The organism is Novosphingobium cyanobacteriorum, assembly GCF_029436685.1.
GTDB classification, from domain to species: Bacteria; Pseudomonadota; Alphaproteobacteria; order Sphingomonadales; family Sphingomonadaceae; genus Novosphingobium; species Novosphingobium cyanobacteriorum.
On record NZ_JAROCY010000016.1, the window covers coordinates 1 to 16848 of the forward strand.

The 16848-nt window shown below is 63.3% G+C and carries 16 protein-coding genes; 6 read left to right on the forward strand and 10 right to left on the reverse strand.

What is annotated here, in order from left to right; genetic code table 11:
- Positions 1-981: 981 nt before the first annotated feature.
- Positions 982-2886, forward strand: coding sequence for a TonB-dependent receptor domain-containing protein (locus POM99_RS15835; protein WP_277279455.1), 1905 nt, complete (start codon positions 982-984; stop codon positions 2884-2886).
- A gap of 10 nt (positions 2887-2896) precedes the next feature.
- On the opposite strand, the gene POM99_RS15840 is transcribed toward POM99_RS15835, so the two are convergent.
- Positions 2897-3382: a hypothetical protein gene (locus POM99_RS15840; RefSeq protein ID WP_277279456.1), complete on the reverse strand. Its 486-nt coding sequence runs from the start codon at positions 3380-3382 to the stop codon at positions 2897-2899.
- A gap of 361 nt (positions 3383-3743) precedes the next feature.
- Between POM99_RS15840 and POM99_RS15845 the strand changes: the two genes are divergently transcribed.
- The 3 genes from POM99_RS15845 to sorB are packed head-to-tail and all read left to right on the forward strand — an operon-like array spanning position 3744 to position 6318.
- A complete protein-coding gene (locus POM99_RS15845) occupies positions 3744-4796 on the forward strand; it encodes a LysR substrate-binding domain-containing protein (RefSeq protein WP_277279457.1) in 1053 nt (350 codons plus the stop codon).
- A gap of 11 nt (positions 4797-4807) precedes the next feature.
- Positions 4808-6007, forward strand: coding sequence for a SorA family sulfite dehydrogenase catalytic subunit (sorA, locus tag POM99_RS15850; protein ID WP_277279458.1), 1200 nt, complete (start codon positions 4808-4810; stop codon positions 6005-6007).
- A complete protein-coding gene (gene sorB, locus POM99_RS15855; RefSeq protein ID WP_277279459.1) occupies positions 6007-6318 on the forward strand; it encodes a SorB family sulfite dehydrogenase c-type cytochrome subunit in 312 nt (103 codons plus the stop codon). Before sorA ends, sorB begins: the two co-directional genes overlap by 1 nt.
- Positions 6319-6395: 77 nt before the next feature.
- Here sorB and POM99_RS15860 read toward each other — a convergent pair whose 3' ends face one another.
- The 7 genes from POM99_RS15860 to POM99_RS15890 form a co-directional block, all read right to left on the reverse strand.
- Positions 6396-7373: a hypothetical protein gene (locus tag POM99_RS15860; RefSeq protein ID WP_277279460.1), complete on the reverse strand. Its 978-nt coding sequence runs from the start codon at positions 7371-7373 to the stop codon at positions 6396-6398.
- Entirely contained in the window at positions 7373-8173 is an 801-nt protein-coding gene (locus POM99_RS15865) for a hypothetical protein (RefSeq protein WP_277279461.1), read from the reverse strand. Before POM99_RS15865 ends, POM99_RS15860 begins: the two co-directional genes overlap by 1 nt.
- 1 nt (position 8174) lies before the next feature.
- Positions 8175-8597 (reverse strand): DUF6152 family protein, encoded by a 423-nt coding sequence (locus tag POM99_RS15870; protein ID WP_277279462.1) that lies wholly within the window; start codon positions 8595-8597, stop codon positions 8175-8177.
- 14 nt (positions 8598-8611) lie between these two features.
- Positions 8612-11017, reverse strand: a complete 2406-nt coding sequence (locus POM99_RS15875) for a TonB-dependent receptor (protein ID WP_277279463.1) — start codon at positions 11015-11017, stop codon at positions 8612-8614.
- A 32-nt stretch (positions 11018-11049) separates the two neighbouring features.
- Positions 11050-12411 (reverse strand): SMP-30/gluconolactonase/LRE family protein, encoded by a 1362-nt coding sequence (locus POM99_RS15880; protein ID WP_277279464.1) that lies wholly within the window; start codon positions 12409-12411, stop codon positions 11050-11052.
- A gap of 176 nt (positions 12412-12587) precedes the next feature.
- Positions 12588-13412: a DUF6644 family protein gene (locus tag POM99_RS15885; RefSeq protein ID WP_277279465.1), complete on the reverse strand. Its 825-nt coding sequence runs from the start codon at positions 13410-13412 to the stop codon at positions 12588-12590.
- Positions 13409-14038 (reverse strand): DUF6644 family protein, encoded by a 630-nt coding sequence (locus POM99_RS15890; protein WP_277279466.1) that lies wholly within the window; start codon positions 14036-14038, stop codon positions 13409-13411. Before POM99_RS15890 ends, POM99_RS15885 begins: the two co-directional genes overlap by 4 nt.
- A gap of 466 nt (positions 14039-14504) precedes the next feature.
- On the opposite strand from POM99_RS15890, the gene POM99_RS15895 reads away from it, so the two are divergent.
- A complete protein-coding gene (locus tag POM99_RS15895; RefSeq protein WP_277279467.1) occupies positions 14505-14816 on the forward strand; it encodes a hypothetical protein in 312 nt (103 codons plus the stop codon).
- A 267-nt stretch (positions 14817-15083) separates the two neighbouring features.
- Positions 15084-16280 carry a tyrosine-type recombinase/integrase gene (locus POM99_RS15900; RefSeq protein ID WP_277279468.1) on the forward strand — a complete coding sequence of 399 codons (1197 nt, stop codon included), beginning with the start codon at positions 15084-15086 and terminating at the stop codon, positions 16278-16280.
- Here POM99_RS15900 and POM99_RS15905 read toward each other — a convergent pair.
- Positions 16258-16416, reverse strand: coding sequence for a helix-turn-helix domain-containing protein (locus POM99_RS15905; RefSeq protein ID WP_277279469.1), 159 nt, complete (start codon positions 16414-16416; stop codon positions 16258-16260). The genes POM99_RS15900 and POM99_RS15905 overlap by 23 nt on opposite strands.
- A 29-nt stretch (positions 16417-16445) precedes the next feature.
- Complete coding sequence (locus POM99_RS15910; protein ID WP_277279470.1) at positions 16446-16652, reverse strand: helix-turn-helix transcriptional regulator; 207 nt, start codon at positions 16650-16652, stop codon at positions 16446-16448.
- Between the last annotated feature and the right edge of the window lie 196 nt (positions 16653-16848).

A 16848-nucleotide genomic window follows, 5' to 3' on the forward strand; every position in this document is an offset into this window, starting at 1 on the left:
GCATCGGCAAGCTGCGCCACCCCGTCGTCGCGGGCTGACGCTGACAGCACCAGCGCTCCACAACGAACGTCCCGGAAAACCCACATGACAGGCCTCTCCTGAAACCGGGCAGGAGAGGCCTTGTCTTGCAAGAGAAGCAGCCTCGGGCAGCGCCGTTGCCCCCTGACGAATGGCCGAAGCAGGATCCCAGCCACCGCCTTGCGCGTGCGCGTCTCACCTGCAGCTATGCGAGTGCCATGCCTGTTCCTGATTACGGATCAGTGCCTGTTTCAAGCGGCGCGCCATCTGCCCCCTCCATACAACTGGTTCATTCCTCTGGGCAGGCGGTTGGCGCCAATGCGTTCAAGGTACGTCTGTACTACCTCGATTCCGCCTGACAGGATGGTAGGTTTTGAAGTTTTATCGGACTGCCGGCCCGCAAAGTTGCGGCTCGCCGCTTCAAAGCGGTAGAGCTGCCGCCCTTGGCCACGTAGTTCTGACTGCAAGGGGCGTGAGACTTGCAAAGGAAGGCCTCAGCTCTGGCGCTTCCTTTTTCAATCTGAACCGATTTCGCGTCGACCGCCCCCAGCAATGGCGGAGGTCCGTTGCGGCCTACAAGTCTGACCGCGTCCGGTCACGTGCAGCCGGAAGCGGGCCGTCGCATCTGGTGTACTTCGCCCACTCCCTGGCTCCGGGCCGAATGCTTCGTCGCGGCGGACGCAGACCAAACATGCAAGCTCGGTGAGACGCTCGTCGCGTTCAAGCCACCTGTGCAGCATTTTCTGTTCTGCATGGACTTATGGCTTCATGCACAACCGGATGCACGCAACGTGCATGTGATGATCTGGAACAAGGATGTGGCGAACGATTGGTTTTCCGCCGATGGGTCCGTTCATAACGCGCATCGGAATTCCTGCCGACGGGTCGGGACGTTGAGCTGTGGGGGCGAAATTGGACAACCGGACGATCAGGGGGGGCTCCGGCCTGTTGCCGCGTGCATTGATGGCATCGGCCTGCTTCATCGCAATGCCCGGCCCCGCGCTGGCGCAGCGGGTGGACGACAACGTGATCACCAACGCCAACGATGCCTTTGGGCAATCCGTCGGCAATGAGCGGGTAGGGCTGTACAGCAACGAGGACGTGCGGGGCTTTTCGCCAGTGGATGCCGGCAATGCGCGCATCGAGGGCCTGTATTTCGCACCGGTGGACCGACTGCCGAACCGCCTGGCGCGCGGCAGCCGCGTGCGCGTGGGCATTGCTGCGCAGGGTTATCCATTTCCGGCGCCGACCGGGATCGTGGACTTTGATCTTTCTGCCGCGTCCGATGCCGACCAGTTCACCATCGGGCTGGAACGGGCCCAGTTCGGCTCGGTGCTGGGCAGCCTTGACAGCAACTTTGCGCTGGGATCGGGCCTGCGCGCCTATCTGGGCGGAACGGTGCGCCGGCAGAACCGCCACGAAGGCGGCAACTTCAAGTCATGGATCGCATCGGGTGGCGTCGCATGGCGCCCCTATCAGGGAGCGAGCGTGATCGCCTTCTGGGGCAAGACCCGCACTTATGACGACGAGGCTGCCCCGGCGCTGTTCCCCGGTGGGGACGCCCTGCCGCCGCAGATCCCCCGCCGCAGGATGATCGGCCAGAGCTGGAGCGACCGCGACAACACGCAGGAAGTGTTTGGCGCGCTGGCCAAGCTGCCGCTGGGCGATTGGCGGATCGAGGCAGGTCTGTTCCGCGCAGTGCGACGGGTGGACGCCAACTTCACCGATATCTTCGCCAATCTGCGCGCCGATGGGACCGTGGCCAACCGCGTGATGGTGGTGGACGGCAACAACCGGGACCGCACGCTTTCCGGCGAAGCACGGGTGGTGCGCAGTTTTGCCGACGGGCCGCTGGCGCACCGGGTGACCTTGAGCTTTCGCGGGCGGACCGGCGATCGCCGGTTCGGCGGGGTGCAGCGGATATCGCTGGGGCCCAGCAGCATCCTGTTCGCCGACGAGCGGCGCCGGCCGGTGATCACGCTGGGCGTGGACGATACCGACGACTCCGCGCAAGCGACGCTGGGCGTAGCCTATACCCTCACGCGGCCAGGGCGCTTCCTGGTGGACGCAGCGGTTGCGGCATCGCGATACAGCAAGACCATCCGCTTCGTGAGCGCCGGATTGGTCACGTCAAACCGCGACAGGCCGGTCACGGGGAGCATCACCGGCAATTACAGCCTGACGCCCAGGCTGACGTTCTATGGCGGGTACATGCGCGGGTTCGAGGAAGTGGCCGTGGCGCCGCAGAACGCGACCAATCGCGGCGCAGTTCCCCCCGCGATCCGCACCAGCCAGACCGACCTGGGATTCCGCTATGGCCTGAACAAGGGCCTGAGCCTGGTGGCCGGGGTGTTCCAGATCTCCAAGCCCTACTACAATCTCGACGATCAGTTGCTCTATCGCGATCTCGGCTCTTCTTCCAACCGGGGAATCGAGGTTTCGCTCACCGGCGCGCTGCGCTCGGGGTTGACCGTGGTGCTGGGCAATGTCCTGATCGATTCACGCATCACGGGCCTGCTGGTGGACGAGGGGCGGATCGGTGCGCGGCCGGTGGGGACGATCCGGCGGCGCTCCATCGCCAACATCGACTGGAGGCTGGACGGCGGGGCGAGCCCGCTGTCGCTCGATGCCGCGTTCGAAAGCCTTTCGGCGCGCGTGGGCAATCCTTCGAACAGCCTTTATGCTCCGCCGCGTGAAACGCTGGACCTGGGCATGCGATACCGGTTTCCGCTGGGCAAAACGCGTGCGCTGCTGCGCTTGCAGATGGCCAACGTGTTCGACGGTTATGGCTGGCAGGTCTCGTCCAACGGAGCGTTTCTCTATTCGGCCGGCCGGCGGCTGCTTGCCGAACTGCGCTTCGATCTTTGACGCTGAACCTTCAGGAGATGGGCACTGGCGGAGGCGTGGCCTCTAGCGCGGGGGCGAAGGCCCAATGGCAGGCGACGCAGCGGGCGTTGATTGCTTCGCCCGCGCTGGTCAACCCGACAAGATCCTTGCGCTCGGCCGCCTCTGCGCTCTGCCTGGCGGCGGCTTCGAGGTCTCCGGCAAGACGGTCCCAGCGTGGATCTTCCTGCCGATAGGGTGCGCCGCGCAGCACCACGGCGAGTTGGCGAAGGGTCAGCGCGTCGCTTTCCGCGTCCTCCCACTCCTCGTCGGTGCGTGGTTCACCCGAATGGTTGCCGCCGGCATCGGTTTCCTGCGCGGTCCAGGCCCAGAGCTGGGTTGCGTTGCGCTGCATCACGTGCCCCATCAATTCGGGCAAAGGCAGGGGCTCGGCCGGAGTAGCCTGCGCATTGAGCGCCGATGAGGCGACGAGCAGGCTGGCCACCGCCGCGGCCGGTACGAGAATTGCAGTGGGTTTCACGATCACCTCATCATCGGGGCATCGTGTCCGGTCTTTGCCCCTTTCGCGCCATACGCCGCGGATCGGCGAGGGCGAAGGCATGGTTGGTCATATCGACATGCGGCAGGGTGCGAAGCACCGGGAAAGCGTGAATTGCAATTAGCATAGAACAATTTGCAGGTTTCACTTGCCATTTGGCTTGGCCAAACTCACGCGCCGCTTGAGAATCGCCGAAATGTCTACTAAAGAGGTAGAGACGGCTGCTACCCTTCGGAGGATGCTTCGCCACAAGCGAGCGAGGGGCGCACATCATGTCGATTTCACTGGACACCCGCGTCTCGCCTCAAGCCGATCCGGCACGAGCCGGGCAGCGGGGGCGGACATGAACCTTCAGCAATTGCGCTATGTCCGCGCGGCGGTGAAGAATGACCTGAACCTGACCAAGGTGGCCAACGAGCTGTTCACGTCGCAATCGGGCGTGAGCAAGCAGATCCGCGAACTGGAACAGGAGCTGCGGGTCGATATCTTCGTGCGGCGGGGCAAGCGACTTGTGGGCCTGACGCCCGCGGGCGAGAATGCGGCGAAGGTGATCGACCGGCTGCTGCAGGAGGCGGACAATCTCAAGCGCCTGTCGGACCAGTTCGCGCAGGCGGACAAGGGCCGGCTGATCATCGCCGCCACGCACAACCAGGCCAACTATGTGCTGCCGCGACTGCTGCTGCAGTTCGGACAGCTGTTTCCGAAGGTTGAGGTGGAACTGCTGCAGGGCAGCCCGAGCTATGTGGTGGATGCGCTGGTGCGGGGCGAGGCCGACATTGGCGTGGCGACCGAGGCGGTGGACGGCAACCAGCACCTGGAAACCTATCCCTGCTTCACCTGGCGCCACGTGGCGATCGCGCCAGAGGGGCACCCGCTGCTGGACATCGCCGAACCGACGCTGGCCGACATCGCCCGCTATCCGATCATCACCTACAACGCCGAGTTTTCAGGCGGATCGCGGGTGATCGAGACGTTCGAGCGGGCGGGGATCGAAGTGGACCTGCGGCTGCGCGCGATGGATGCCGACGTGATCAAGACCTATGTGCGGCTGGGTGCCGGAGTGGGCATCATTGCCGAGATGGCGATCGATGGCGGCGCACAGGGTGAACTGCGGGTCGTTCCCGGATCGGGCGCGCTGTTCGGCGCGGGCACCACCAAGATCGCGCTGCAGAAGGGCACGCTGCTGCGCAACTATGCCTATCAGTTCGTCGCCATGTTGGCGCCGCATCTCGATCCCGACGTGCTGAGCGGGAAGAAGCGGGCCCGCCCGGCCGAGCAGGCCGTGCAGATTGCGCCGTTCACCGACCGCAAGGATCTGCTGCTGGTTCCGACGCCGGGCATAGAGGCAGGGGCGCTGGCGATCGCGCAGCTGGCCACCGCGCCGCTGAGCCACTGACAGGAACGCCGATGACACACATTGATCGCCGCCGCTTTGTGACGGCAGCAGGCCTGTCGCTCGCCGCCGCGTCCACGCGAACCATCGCCCGTTCGGTGGATCTGCCGTTTGGCAACGGCACGCGCCCTCTCGTTCGCTTTCCGCAGAAGCGCGAACTGATCCTGCTGACGAGCCGCCCGCCACAGCTGGAAACGCCGTTCGAGGTGTTCGACAAGGGGCTGATCACGCCCAATGACGCCTTCTTCGTGCGCTATCACCTGTCCGGTCTGCCTCAGGTGATCGACCCGGCCACGTTCCGGCTGCGGATCGGCGGGCATGTGGGCCAACCGCTCGACCTGTCACTGGCCAGCCTCAAGCGCGATTTTCCGGTGAGCGAGATCGTGGCGGTGAACCAGTGTTCGGGCAATAGCCGCGGGTTTGTGGAGCCACGGGTTGGCGGCGGCCAGCTGGGCAACGGGGCCATGGGCAATGCGCGCTGGCGTGGCGTGCCGCTGAAGGCGCTGCTCGACAAGGCCGGGGTTCGCGAAGGCGCGCGGCAGGTGACCTTCAACGGCCTCGACAACCCACCGCTCGACGGTATCCCCGATTTCGTGAAGGCGCTCGATATCGATCATGCGCGCGATGGCGAGGTGCTGGTGGCGTTCCAGATGAACGGTCAGGACCTGCCCTTCCTGAACGGCTATCCGCTGCGGCTGATCGTGCCGGGGCATTACGGCACGCATTGGGTGAAGCACCTCGACGAGATCAATGTGGTCGATGCCCAGTTCGACGGGTATTGGATGAAGACGGCCTATCGCATTCCCGACAACGACTGCAATTGCCTGATCCCCGGGCAGAAGCCCGACAAGACCAAGCCGATCGGGCGGTTTAACGTGCGATCGTTCGTCACCAGTCATGCCGATGGCGCGAGAGTGGCTGCGGGGCGGACGGCGAAGCTGCGGGGCATCGCCTTTGCCGGGGGATCGAACATCGCGCGGGTGCTGCTTTCCGCCGATGACGGACAAACCTGGCAGGAGGCGCGGCTGGGCGAGGACCTGGGGCGCTATTCGTTCCGAGAATGGCAGCTTGGACTTGCCTTGCAGAAGGGAGAGCACCGGATCATGGTGCGCGCCGAGACTGCGGCCGGCGAAACGCAGCCGCTGGAGCAACGCTGGCAACCCGCCGGATACATGCGCAACGTGATCGAGACGATCAGGCTGGAGGTGGCGTGATGCGCAAGGGATCGATCGCTCTGGCCGCATCGGCCACGTTGGTGCTGTGCGGTGCCGTGGCTGCAAGGCCCCTGACCTTTTCGCCACCGGCCGAGGCGGTTCCCGCCGTGCTGGTCGACAGCGAGGGCGAGATCGTGGTCAACATCTGTTCGACGTGCCATTCGCTGGAATACATCGTGACCCAGCCGCGAGGCAAAGGCGCGCAGTTCTGGAAGGATTCGGTCGCCAAGATGATCAACGTCTACAAGGCGCCGATCGCGCCGGCCGATGCCGATGCGATCGCGGCGGTGCTGGCCCGCAAGTTCGGCTGACGGCAGAAAGATGAAAAAGGGGGGCCGGGACGCTTCAAGCATCCCGGCCCCCCTTTTTTGCGTACGCTGCAGGTGGATCAGCGATCGATCACGGCCTCATCCGAAGGCACGCCCACGGCGCCGCCGCCGAACGGGCCGTTGTTTTCGGCACAGATGCGCTCGTAGTGCTCGTACTGCAGCGGCTTGCCCGGCGCGTTCACGGGCTTCACGTCGAAGTGCCAGCCATCGGGCTTGTCCGCCACGGTATAGCGGCGGGCCGGGATGGTGGCCGTCCACGGGCGCGAATAGACCGTGGGATCGGTGAAGGTGGCGATGTAGTTGAAGCGCTTGCCATCGGCATCGAACACGAAGCGTTCGGCGACGGTGGCATTCTCGCTCATGAAATCGCCATAACGGCCGAACAGGGACTTGCCGTTGTTGTTGCGCGTATCGACGACCAGGGTGTTGCCTTCCCAGTGGCCCCGGGAATCACCGTTCCACAGCTTGATCCCGGGTGCGAGATGCGGCGAGCCATCGAGCTTGATGATCCGCGTGCCGGAATCGAACAGGAACACGAAATGGCCGGGATATTGCCGCACCTCGTAGCCATGCCACATGAACGATTTGGGCACCCCGGCCGGGGCACAACGCGCCAGCGGTTCGATGTAGCGCGGCTTGACCGGGTTCGGGAAGTTGCGGGCGAAATCTTCCTGCAGCGCGCGGGCGGCGGGGAGATAGGGGATCTGCCCATCCGCCGGATCGGACACGCGGCTGGGCGCGCGCTGGTCACGCGGCAGCTTGGCCGCTGCCGATGGTTCACCCGGAGGACCCGCCTGCGGATCGGTGAAGTTGCTGTGGTTCGAAATGGTGTTCGACCAGAATCCACCGACATCGGGCTGTCCATCGGGCAACCGCGCGCCTGTCCATTCGCCCGAGGCGATCACGGGCACTTCCTTTTGCCAGCGGATGCCTGGCGCGGTTGGCTGGGGCGCAGGGGCCGCGTCCTGGGCCGAAGCCACAGGGGCGTGGCCGGCAAGCAGCAGCGCCGTGGTGGCGCAGAGAATCCTGACGTTCATCATTGGCCATCCTTGTGCGGATAGAACCGATCGTACTCGAGCGCGTAGCAATAGTCCTCGATCAGCTGGAAACCCTTGTCCCGGCGGCGATGCAGCAGGACCTCGATGGTCCAGGGCTTCGAATAGACGCCGGGTTCATCAAGCGTGGCGCGGTAGTTGATCGTGTTGGCATCGAGGAAGGTCCAGCGTTCCACGACGTGGAGGTCTGGACCATGAAAATTGCCTGCACGATCCAGCCAGGTTTCCTCGTTGAAATCCGCCACGTCGACGACAAGCGTTTCGCCTTCCCAGTGGCCGCGGCTGTCCCCCAGCCAGAACTCCTGGTGCTTTTCCTGCGGGTGATCGGAGCCATCGGTGCGGATGGTGCGGACCTGGTTGCCGAACTGGTGGACGAGCGTGAGATCCTGCGCCCGCTGGAAGATCTGGAACGGTGCCGGATAATAGACACCGCGGGGGACGCCCAGCACCCAGCACTTCAGGCGCGGATCATCCTTGGCCCGCGCGGCGAAGTTGGCCTTGCGCCGTTCGTGCGCCTCGGCGGTGTAGGGGATCACCCCGCCTTCGACCACGCCCGGCCCCGGTGGCGCATCGCGGCGCCCCGCATGGGGTTCGAGATCGTAGTCGGCCTCTCCCAGAACCTGCCAGATCCCGGAGAAATCGGGCTTGCCATCCGCCTGCCGCGGAATGGCGGGTGCGGCAGGAGCAGAGGCAACAGCCGACTTGGCGGGAGCGGCCTCGGCAAGGGCAGGCATCAGAAGCGCGGTGGATGCCGCCAGCAGGATCGCTGTCTTGCGGATCATCTCATTTCCCCACGGGCGGCGGCGGTGCGTCTGGCGCGCTGCCCGTCTGCACCTTGCGCCCGCCCGGCAAGACGACCGTGGTGGCATAGCCGAAGGGACCGCCGTTCTTCGCTTTGTAGCCGGCAAGGCGGATCGGCACGCCGGCATGCACGTTGTCACGCGTGATGTTGGCGGACCGCAGCGAGGTGGGCGTGCCGAATTCGAAGCCCCAATTGGTGACCGAGCCGTCCTTGTTCTTGACGTCGAGGTAGATCCAGCTGTGCGGATTGACGAAGCGCACCTTGGTGACCACGCCATCGATCACCAGCGGCTTGCTGGAATCGAACTCGGCGGCAAACGCATGGTGGGCCCAGCTGGCGGCCGGCAGGGCGACGAGCCCTGCCAGCGCAGAGCTGGCGGCGATCAGAAGCGACTTGCGGTTCATGTCTGTGGCCTCCTTCAGTATTTCACGCGGAGCAGCGCGCCAACGTAGCGACGGGGACCGACGCCATCGTAACCGACCGGCGCGTTGTTGCTGAAATCGTTGACGCTGGTGGTGTACTGCGTGTCGAACAGGTTCTTGGCGACGATGCTGAACTCGGTTTCCACCCCGCCCAGTTCCTTGGCAACGCCGATGCCGGCGTCGGTCAGGTGGTAACCCTTCTGGAAGCCATAGGGCGAAAGCAGCTGTTCGAGGTTGTGCGATGAACGCCAGGTATCATTGGCGAACACGCGCAGGGTGAAGCCGCTGTCCCCGATCGGCTGGTCGACGTTGAAGCCGATGATCACGTTCCACTTCGGTGCGCCGACGACCTGCTTGCCAGTGTTGTTGCAGGTGGGGTTATCCTTGGTGGTGACGACGTTGCGCGGGCAGGTTGCATTCGACCAGTCAGTGTAGACTGCATCGTTAAAAGCCCCGCCGAAGTTGAACGACAACGCATCGCTGACGCGCAGGTGGCCATCGAGTTCGACGCCCCGGGCGCGCAGGCCCGGAATGTTGCCGAGGCGCGAACTGAAGCCGGTGGCCGACGCATCGTCCTTGTAGCTGGTGACGTTCTGGTAGTTGCGGACCCGGGTATTGTAGAGGTTCACGCTGAGCTGCAAGGCGTTTGCGAAGAACGCGCCCTTCACACCCAGTTCGAAGTCGGTGGTGCGTTCGGGCAGCACGTTGGCGAGCGTGCCGTCGTTGAGGAACGCCACCGCGCCCGATTTGCCGCCGCCGCTAGCCGAGGCATAGAGCAGCACATCGTCGGTGATCTTGAAGCTGGGGTTGATCAGCCACGAGAACGAACCGTCGCGGATCGGTTCACCCTTGATGTCGGCATAGGGCGCGCCGAGCTGGGTGCTGCGGATCGCATCGGCGGTACTATTACCGGTGGCGACCAAGGCTGTGCCATCGACGTAGGTCGCAGCGCGGGTGGTGATGCTGTCCTTCTGCTCCCAGGTGTAGCGCACGCCGCCGGTGACGGTGAAGCGGTCGGTCAGCTTCCAGTTGGCCTGCGCGAACACCGCCTCGCTCTTCGAAACGGGGTTCTGGTAGGTGGTGGAGAACACGTTTTCCAGCGAGGCGCGCAGGAATGGCAGGTTGGCTGCGGTATTCAGCGCCGCGTACTGGCTGCTCGAGGCATAGAACGCGCCGGCATCGCGACCGAACAGGTTGCGGCTGGTGGTTTCGGTATCGATCTTGAACAGGTAGAGACCCGCCTGGAAATCGATCCGGTTGGTCAGGTTGCCGCTGATGCGCAGTTCCTGCGAGAGCTGCTCGGTATCCACCAGCGTGCCGCCCCGGGCGATGGGGAAGCGGGTCTGCTCGCTGTCGTTCTTCGCATCGAAGTGCAGCGTGCGCCACGCCGAGATTGACTTGAGCTGGACAGGGCCCACATCCCAGTCCGCCACCAGCGATACGCCGCTGTTTCGGGTGATCAGCGGTTCGGCCTGGTCCATGTCGATCGTGGTGGTCGAACCGATGATCGGAGTGTAGCCGTTGAAATAGCTGCGGGCGAGGCGGATCGAGTAGCTGCTGGTGCGAGGCGAACCGTCATCCAGCGTGGCGGGATCGACGATCCACGGCTTGGTGTTCGAATTCTCGTTGGTTTCGGCGCTGTCGGCGTTCAGCTTCAGCGAAAAGTTGCTCGAAGGCTTGAACAGCAGCTGGAAGCGGCCGCCCCAGCGGTTGCGTTCGTGCCAGCGGCCGCCGCGCGCGGGGTTGATGTTGAGGATGTCGCCATCCTGCTTGTCGAGGAAGAACGAAGCGCGGAAGGCGAGAACGTCCTGCACGAGGCCGGTGGAGTAGGAACCGCGTGCCTTGAACGCGCGGCGGGTAAAGCCCTTTTCCAGTTCCAGCGTGCCTTCGGGATCGAAGGTGGGCGCCTTGGTGGTATACTTGATCACGCCCAGCGAGGTGTTCTTGCCAAGCAGCGTACCCTGCGGACCGCGCAGGATCTCGACCTGCTGGAGATCGGTGAAATCCTGGTAGGTCATGCCGACATGGCCGAGGAACACGTCGTCGACGATCGCGCCGACGGCGGCTTCCATGTTGTCGTTGCCGCTGGTCTTGCCGATGCCGCGCAGCGAAACGCCGGTACGGCGGGCGTTGGGCGTGGTTGCGGTGAGGCCGGGCGAGCGCTGGGTCAGGTCGGCAATGGTGAAGACGCGCTGCTGCGCGACCGTGTCACCGCTCAGCACGGTGATCGGGATCGGAACGTCGTTGATGTCTTCTTCGCGATTGCGGGCGGTGACGACGATGCCGTCAGCCTCGTCTGCCGCCGGGGCATCGGCCGGAGCCTCCTGCGCCCAGGCGCCCGAAGCAGTGGAAAGCAGCAGCGCGGCGGCAAGCGCCGAACGGCGGGTGGAAAGGTTACGCATGATGATTTGTCCCTGAAATCGTTTTGTTCTGGTTACTTGCCCGGCCGATCCACGCCCTTGGTCAGCGTGGCGATGCGGTAGGCCGAGCCGCGGCCGACCGCGTAGAGGTGGGCGTGCTCTTTGCCCCCGAAGGCAAGGTTCTGGGGCTGCTTGGGCAGCTTGATCACGCCAAGCGGCTGGCCTTCGGCGGAGAAGACCTCGATGCCGAGGGTGCTGGTCACGAACACGCGGCCATCCTTGTCGACGACGATGCCGTCCGCACCGCTTGACGGGCCGGTGGGGGTGGTCTTGAAGCCGGCCAGCTTCACGAAATCCCGGCGCCCGGTCAGGCTGCCGTCGGCATTGACCGTCCACGCGAGGAGATATTCACCGGCCGTGTTGGCGACATAGACGGTCTTTTCATCGGGGCTCAGCGCCACGCCGTTGGGGCGGCGGATGTCATCGGCCACGAGGTGGACCTTGCCCTTGCGATCGAGCCAGTAGAAGCCGGTCTTGGGCGGGGTTGCGGGCGCAGGCGCACCGGCCTGCGCCGGAGCGCCCGGATCGGAGAAGTAAATGTTGCCGTTGCGGGCGAGCGCGAAGTCGTTCGGGCGGTTGAGCGGCTTGCCATCGAACTTGGCGGCAAGAACCTTGGGCTTGGGCTGCAGCACCGCTATGCCCGAAGGCGCAGTCTGCACCGCCAGCAGTTCGCCGTTGGCCGAGAGCGCCAGCGCATTGGCGCCACCGGTCTTTTCGAGCCAGGTCGAAACCGTGCCGTCGACACCGAGCTTCACGATGCGGTCAGCCCGGTTTTCGGTGAACAGGATCGAGCCATCGGCCAGCGCGATCGGCCCTTCGGTGCCTTCGAAGCCTTCACGCACCACTTCAACGCGGGTGCCGGCGGCGACCACGCCGTCGATGGCGGGTGTCACCACCTTCTGGCCATAGAGAAAGCCGCCTTCCGCCGCATAGTCTTCCACACCGATGGCACCGACCACGTTCAGCCCCTTGGCCAGCAGCAGGGCCGCCGCCTTGCCAGCGCGGCCAGCGTGGTTGGACACGGTGACGATCTGGCGATCACGCGGGATGTAGGACAGGAAGCGGTCGAGCTCGCTGATCTGGATGTTCAGGAACACCGGCAGGCCACCCAATTGGCTGATCTCGTCGGCGCGGCGCACGTCGATGAAAACAACCTTGTCGGGCGTGGCGAGAAGCGCGTCGATCCTGGCCTTGTCCAGCTTGGGCGCGGCGGGCGCCTGTGCGACGGGTGCCTGTTCGACGGATGCCTGTGCGGCGGGCGTGGCTGCCTGGGCGAGGGCGGGGTTGCCGGGGAGGATGGCGAAGATTGAAGCTCCTAGCGTGAGAGCAGCAATATTTGCGCGCTTTCCTGCAGGCTTGGTGATTTGACGAGACATTGGGACCCCCATCTGAATTTGATTACGATGGTGGGCGCTTAGTACTGCTGGAAATGATGCAGAAGAAAGCAATCGTAATATGCTTATGAACTCAAAAAGCGATATTTCGAAATTCCGAAACCTCCCTCATCCCGGGCAGGGGATGGGGAGGTTTATTGTCATTTCTGGCGCAGCTATCAGCTGAAGCCGATCCATCTTCCCGCAGCGGCAACGGTGATCCACGCCATGGACGAGGACAGCGCAGCAACCTGAAGCCGGCCGAGGACGGGCCCGGTTCTGGCTCGCGTCTCGAACCATCCCGCTGCAATGGCCACGCCGAGTGCGAGAACAATTGCCGCAAGCCCGGGAAGCGCCGTGCTTCCTGCATCGAGGCGCAGTGAAAGCAGGACGGCCAGGACGACGACTGCGCCAAGCGAAGCGAGATAGGCGCCGCGGTAGCGTGCGAGGCTGGCGGCAAACAGCACGAAGCCGGCAAAGGCGACGATCAGCGAGCCCGAAGCCAGTTCAGTCGTTGCCGAGAACAGCACAAGGCCGACCAGCCACAACGCGCCCGAGGCGATGGCCAGGCCGAGCGGATGCCGGTCTCCGCCTTCCTTTCTCTCGCCTTCACGCACCTGCTTCGAGACCGCGACGCTCATCAGGATCGCGGCGATCAGCGCGATCATCTTCACGAAGAAAGCGCCATTGGGCAGCAGGGTGACGATGGTGGCCACGCCCATGTAGATACCGGTGGAAATCGTGCCGATGATCCCGGCCAACAGCCAGGGCCGGGTGGCCGCCTCAACCGTGCGGGCAGGAACATCCTTGAGGATGGCGCCGAGCAGGCGCAGGTTCAGCACCAGCACAGCGCCCCCGAGGATGACCATCGACAGCAGGTGCGCGGTTTCAACAATGGCGAAGAGCCATGTCGTCTGGTTCAGTTCCTTGATCCACTCGATCTGGGCAAAGCTGTCGAGCGGGCCCTCCAGTGCGGGGACGACACCACGGAAGTTGACGCTCATTGTGCGATCTCCTCGTCGATCTGTTCGAGTGTCTGGTCGTAGAGTTCGCATTGGGCGACCGAGCCGACCAGCGGGCCGGGGTTCATGCACTTGGTCCAGTCATAAGCCATGTAGCGGCCCGAAAAGATGACCGCGAACCACAGGGCGATCGATGTGGCGCCCGAAATGCGCACCCTCGCAGGCGGGACCTGCGCATCGTCCCACAAGGGGCGGTTGGCCTGTACGCGATAGTGGAACCAGAAGATGTTGACGGCCGCCACGGCCAGAAAGCCCAGCTTCAGCCGAAATGCAAAATTGTGCCAGTATTCCAGCGGATTGGAGAAGAACAGCAGGCTTCCCGTCACCAGCAGCACGATAAACCCGCCCACGGTCCATGGCAGGACCTGGTCCGCCACTCGCGAAACCGGCACGTTGCGGAAAGCCACACCAAGCAGGCGCAGGTCGACAAACAGGATCGTGCCCGCAAACAGCATGAGCGTCAGCACGTGCGTGCCTTCCAGCAACATCCACAGTCGATCGGACGAGAGAAGCTGCGCGCTCCACGACGTATCGGGAACGATCTTGCCAGACGCATCAATCGTAGCGCCGAGCCGATACTGCAATTCGGCAAGCCAGTGCGAAATCATGGTCCCCTCGTCGCCTGCGCCGGCCAAACGCCCGCAGCAGATTCATCCGCGCACGGGCAGAGGCCCGGCGACACCTGGATTGCGGGTACTGCGCGGATCGGGTGCGGGGAACGACAGGTTCGTCATAACGATCGCGCCACCAGTCCTTAGGCGGATCGGCCATTATCTTGTGACGATTCGTTCGAAGTCATGCCCATGCAAATCACCATGCAGCGGCCGCCGAAGGGAGGGGCGATCGACCATGCCAGCGATTTCACCACCTATTTCGCGTTTAGGCGGCGTGGACAATTTTCCAATGCTTGGCGAATGGATTGCGGGCAATCACAGCGTAGTATCTGTCCCTTCACCGATGCGGTGCATTGCTCAGGGGCAAGGCTGGCTGCTTGGCTGGTCATGCGTTGGCACTGAGCGGCGATGATGGTGGCACCGCCGATACTCCTGCCCATGGCCAGATGCGGGGATCGTTGTGCCCGTTGGCAATCTGCTTGATGGCGTCCAGTGCGGCATCTTCCTGGGCGTGGATACGCTCGCGCTCTGCCGCGGCAGGGATCACGGCATAGATGAACAGTTTGTCGGGGTAGGTCGTCTGCAATGTGCCAAGCCGGGTTTAAGGCTCTTTCGTCCTGCCGATCTCAACCGGGCCATCCTCGGCACCGATGAAGTAGACCCAGCTATCGGTACGAATGGCCTTGCGCAAAGGTTGCGCATCTACGCCAAAGTCAAAGACATCCGCGCATTCCTGAAGCCTGACAGCGCGGCCAAGAAAGGCCATGCGTGAAAGGTGCGAGGATACATCGTCTGCAAACCTGGTTTCAAAAAAGCCCCGAAGAGCTTGATTATTGGTAGCGGAGGAGGCGCTATAACTTTCGTCTCAGGCAATTTCAGAGCGTCTCCAACTACTCTGTAAAATCAGCAATTTATCTTGTAACGTGTTCGCGGTCGGTCGCCCTGAAACGCCTGAATTCCCGCTAAAATGTGGGAATGCTTGTGGGACCAAATACCCCTGTTTTTGGCGGTATGAATCCCTGACAGGGACTAGAACCTGATGGCGCTGACAGTACTGAAAGTGAAGAATGCGAAGCCCGGTCGGCATGTCGATGGCAGGGGCTTGTGCCTGGTCGTGAAGCCCAGCGGCGCGCGCACATGGGTGCTCCGCATGCAGTTGAAAGGCCAACGCCGCGACTATGGGCTGGGATCGGCACATGATGTTTCGCTGACCGATGCCAGAACAGCGGCGGCAGAACTGCGTCGCCGGGTTCGTGACGGTTTCGATCCAGTTGCCGAGCGGCGCAAAGCGCGGAAGGTCATTCCGACCTTCGAAGCCGCGACCCGCACGTGTCATGAGACCCTGGGAGACGGCTGGAAGGACGGGCATCATGCCCGCTGGTTGTCTGGTTTCGAGCGCCACCTGTTTCCGCGCATTGGCAAGAAGCCAGTCGACAAAGTGGATAGCGCCTGCGTCGTCGAGGCGCTGTCCCCGATCTGGCTGGAGATACCGGAAACAGCCCGACGCCTGCTCCAGCGCATCGGCGTGGTGCTCGATTTCGCGCATGTGAAAGGATGGGTACCGGAAGAAGTCTCGTTGCGTTCGGTGCGCAAGGGTCTGCCGCGTCAGAACGACAAGCGCGGGCACATGGAGGCCATGCCCTATTCCGATGTCCCGGCGCTGATGCAGAAGCTGACCACCGCGTCTCCTACGACCGGACGCGATGCACTGCGTTTCACGATCTACAATGCCGTGCGATCCAACGAGACGCGCCTTGCGGTATGGTCCGAGTTCGACCTCGAAAATGCGGTATGGACCATTCCCGGCGAGCGGATGAAAGCAGGCGAAACCCATATCGTGCCGCTCTCTGCACCGGCTTTGGCGCTGCTACGCAAGCGCTGGAATGAGCGAACCAGCGATACCGGTTTGGTCTTCTCCAACGATGGCAAGAAGCCGATCAGCGACATGACCATGACCAAACTGCTGCGCGACGATGGTTTCGCCACAATCACTGTGCACGGCTTTCGTTCGACCTTCACGGACTGGGCCGCTGAATGCACGGACTTTCCCAAAGAGGTCGCTGACAAGGCGTTGGCCCACAAGCTGCCCAACAAGGTTGAAGCCGCCTACCGCCGAACCGACTTCTTTGAAAAGCGCCGGAGCTTGATGAAGCAATGGGCGGATTACCTGGGCAATCACGCGTCGGAAGTTAATAAGCTGGCAACCGAGCCTATTACGGCTCGTGCTGCCGCATGATGAGTTTGTGCAGACTGGTGGTTGTGATCCGGGTCGATTTGCCGAGCTTGATGGCCTCGATCTCGCCGGAAGCAATCATCTTGTAGAGCTTGGTGCGACCAATACCGATCATGCGCGCCGCGTCATTGACCCTCACGCAGATCGGCTCGACTAAAGGCGGCGATATCACTGCGCCGAGCTCTCAGCCCGATACGACACCGGGTCATCGATCCAGCGGTTAACGGCGGATTCCCGCCAGCCCGCGCCGTGGACGCTGATCTTCACTTGGGACGGAAAAGTACCCTCTGCGATCTTGCGATACATGGTGGACCGGGACAGGCCGGTCCGGGCGAGAACGGTCTTAAGGCGAATTATCTTGTCGGAGTTGGACATGGGACTTGCTTCCATTCATTGGCAGTTACTGGTGCCCCCTGGTCCGAGAATTTCGTTATGAGGCATCCAGCGCAACAGAATTCGTAGTCCCTGATTCGGTCAGCGTAGATACGGATAGAATAACTTGCGGACGAATAGGCACGGATACGGAAGAGTATAGAAGACGGCGGACGCAAACACCGGCCGCCTTGATGCG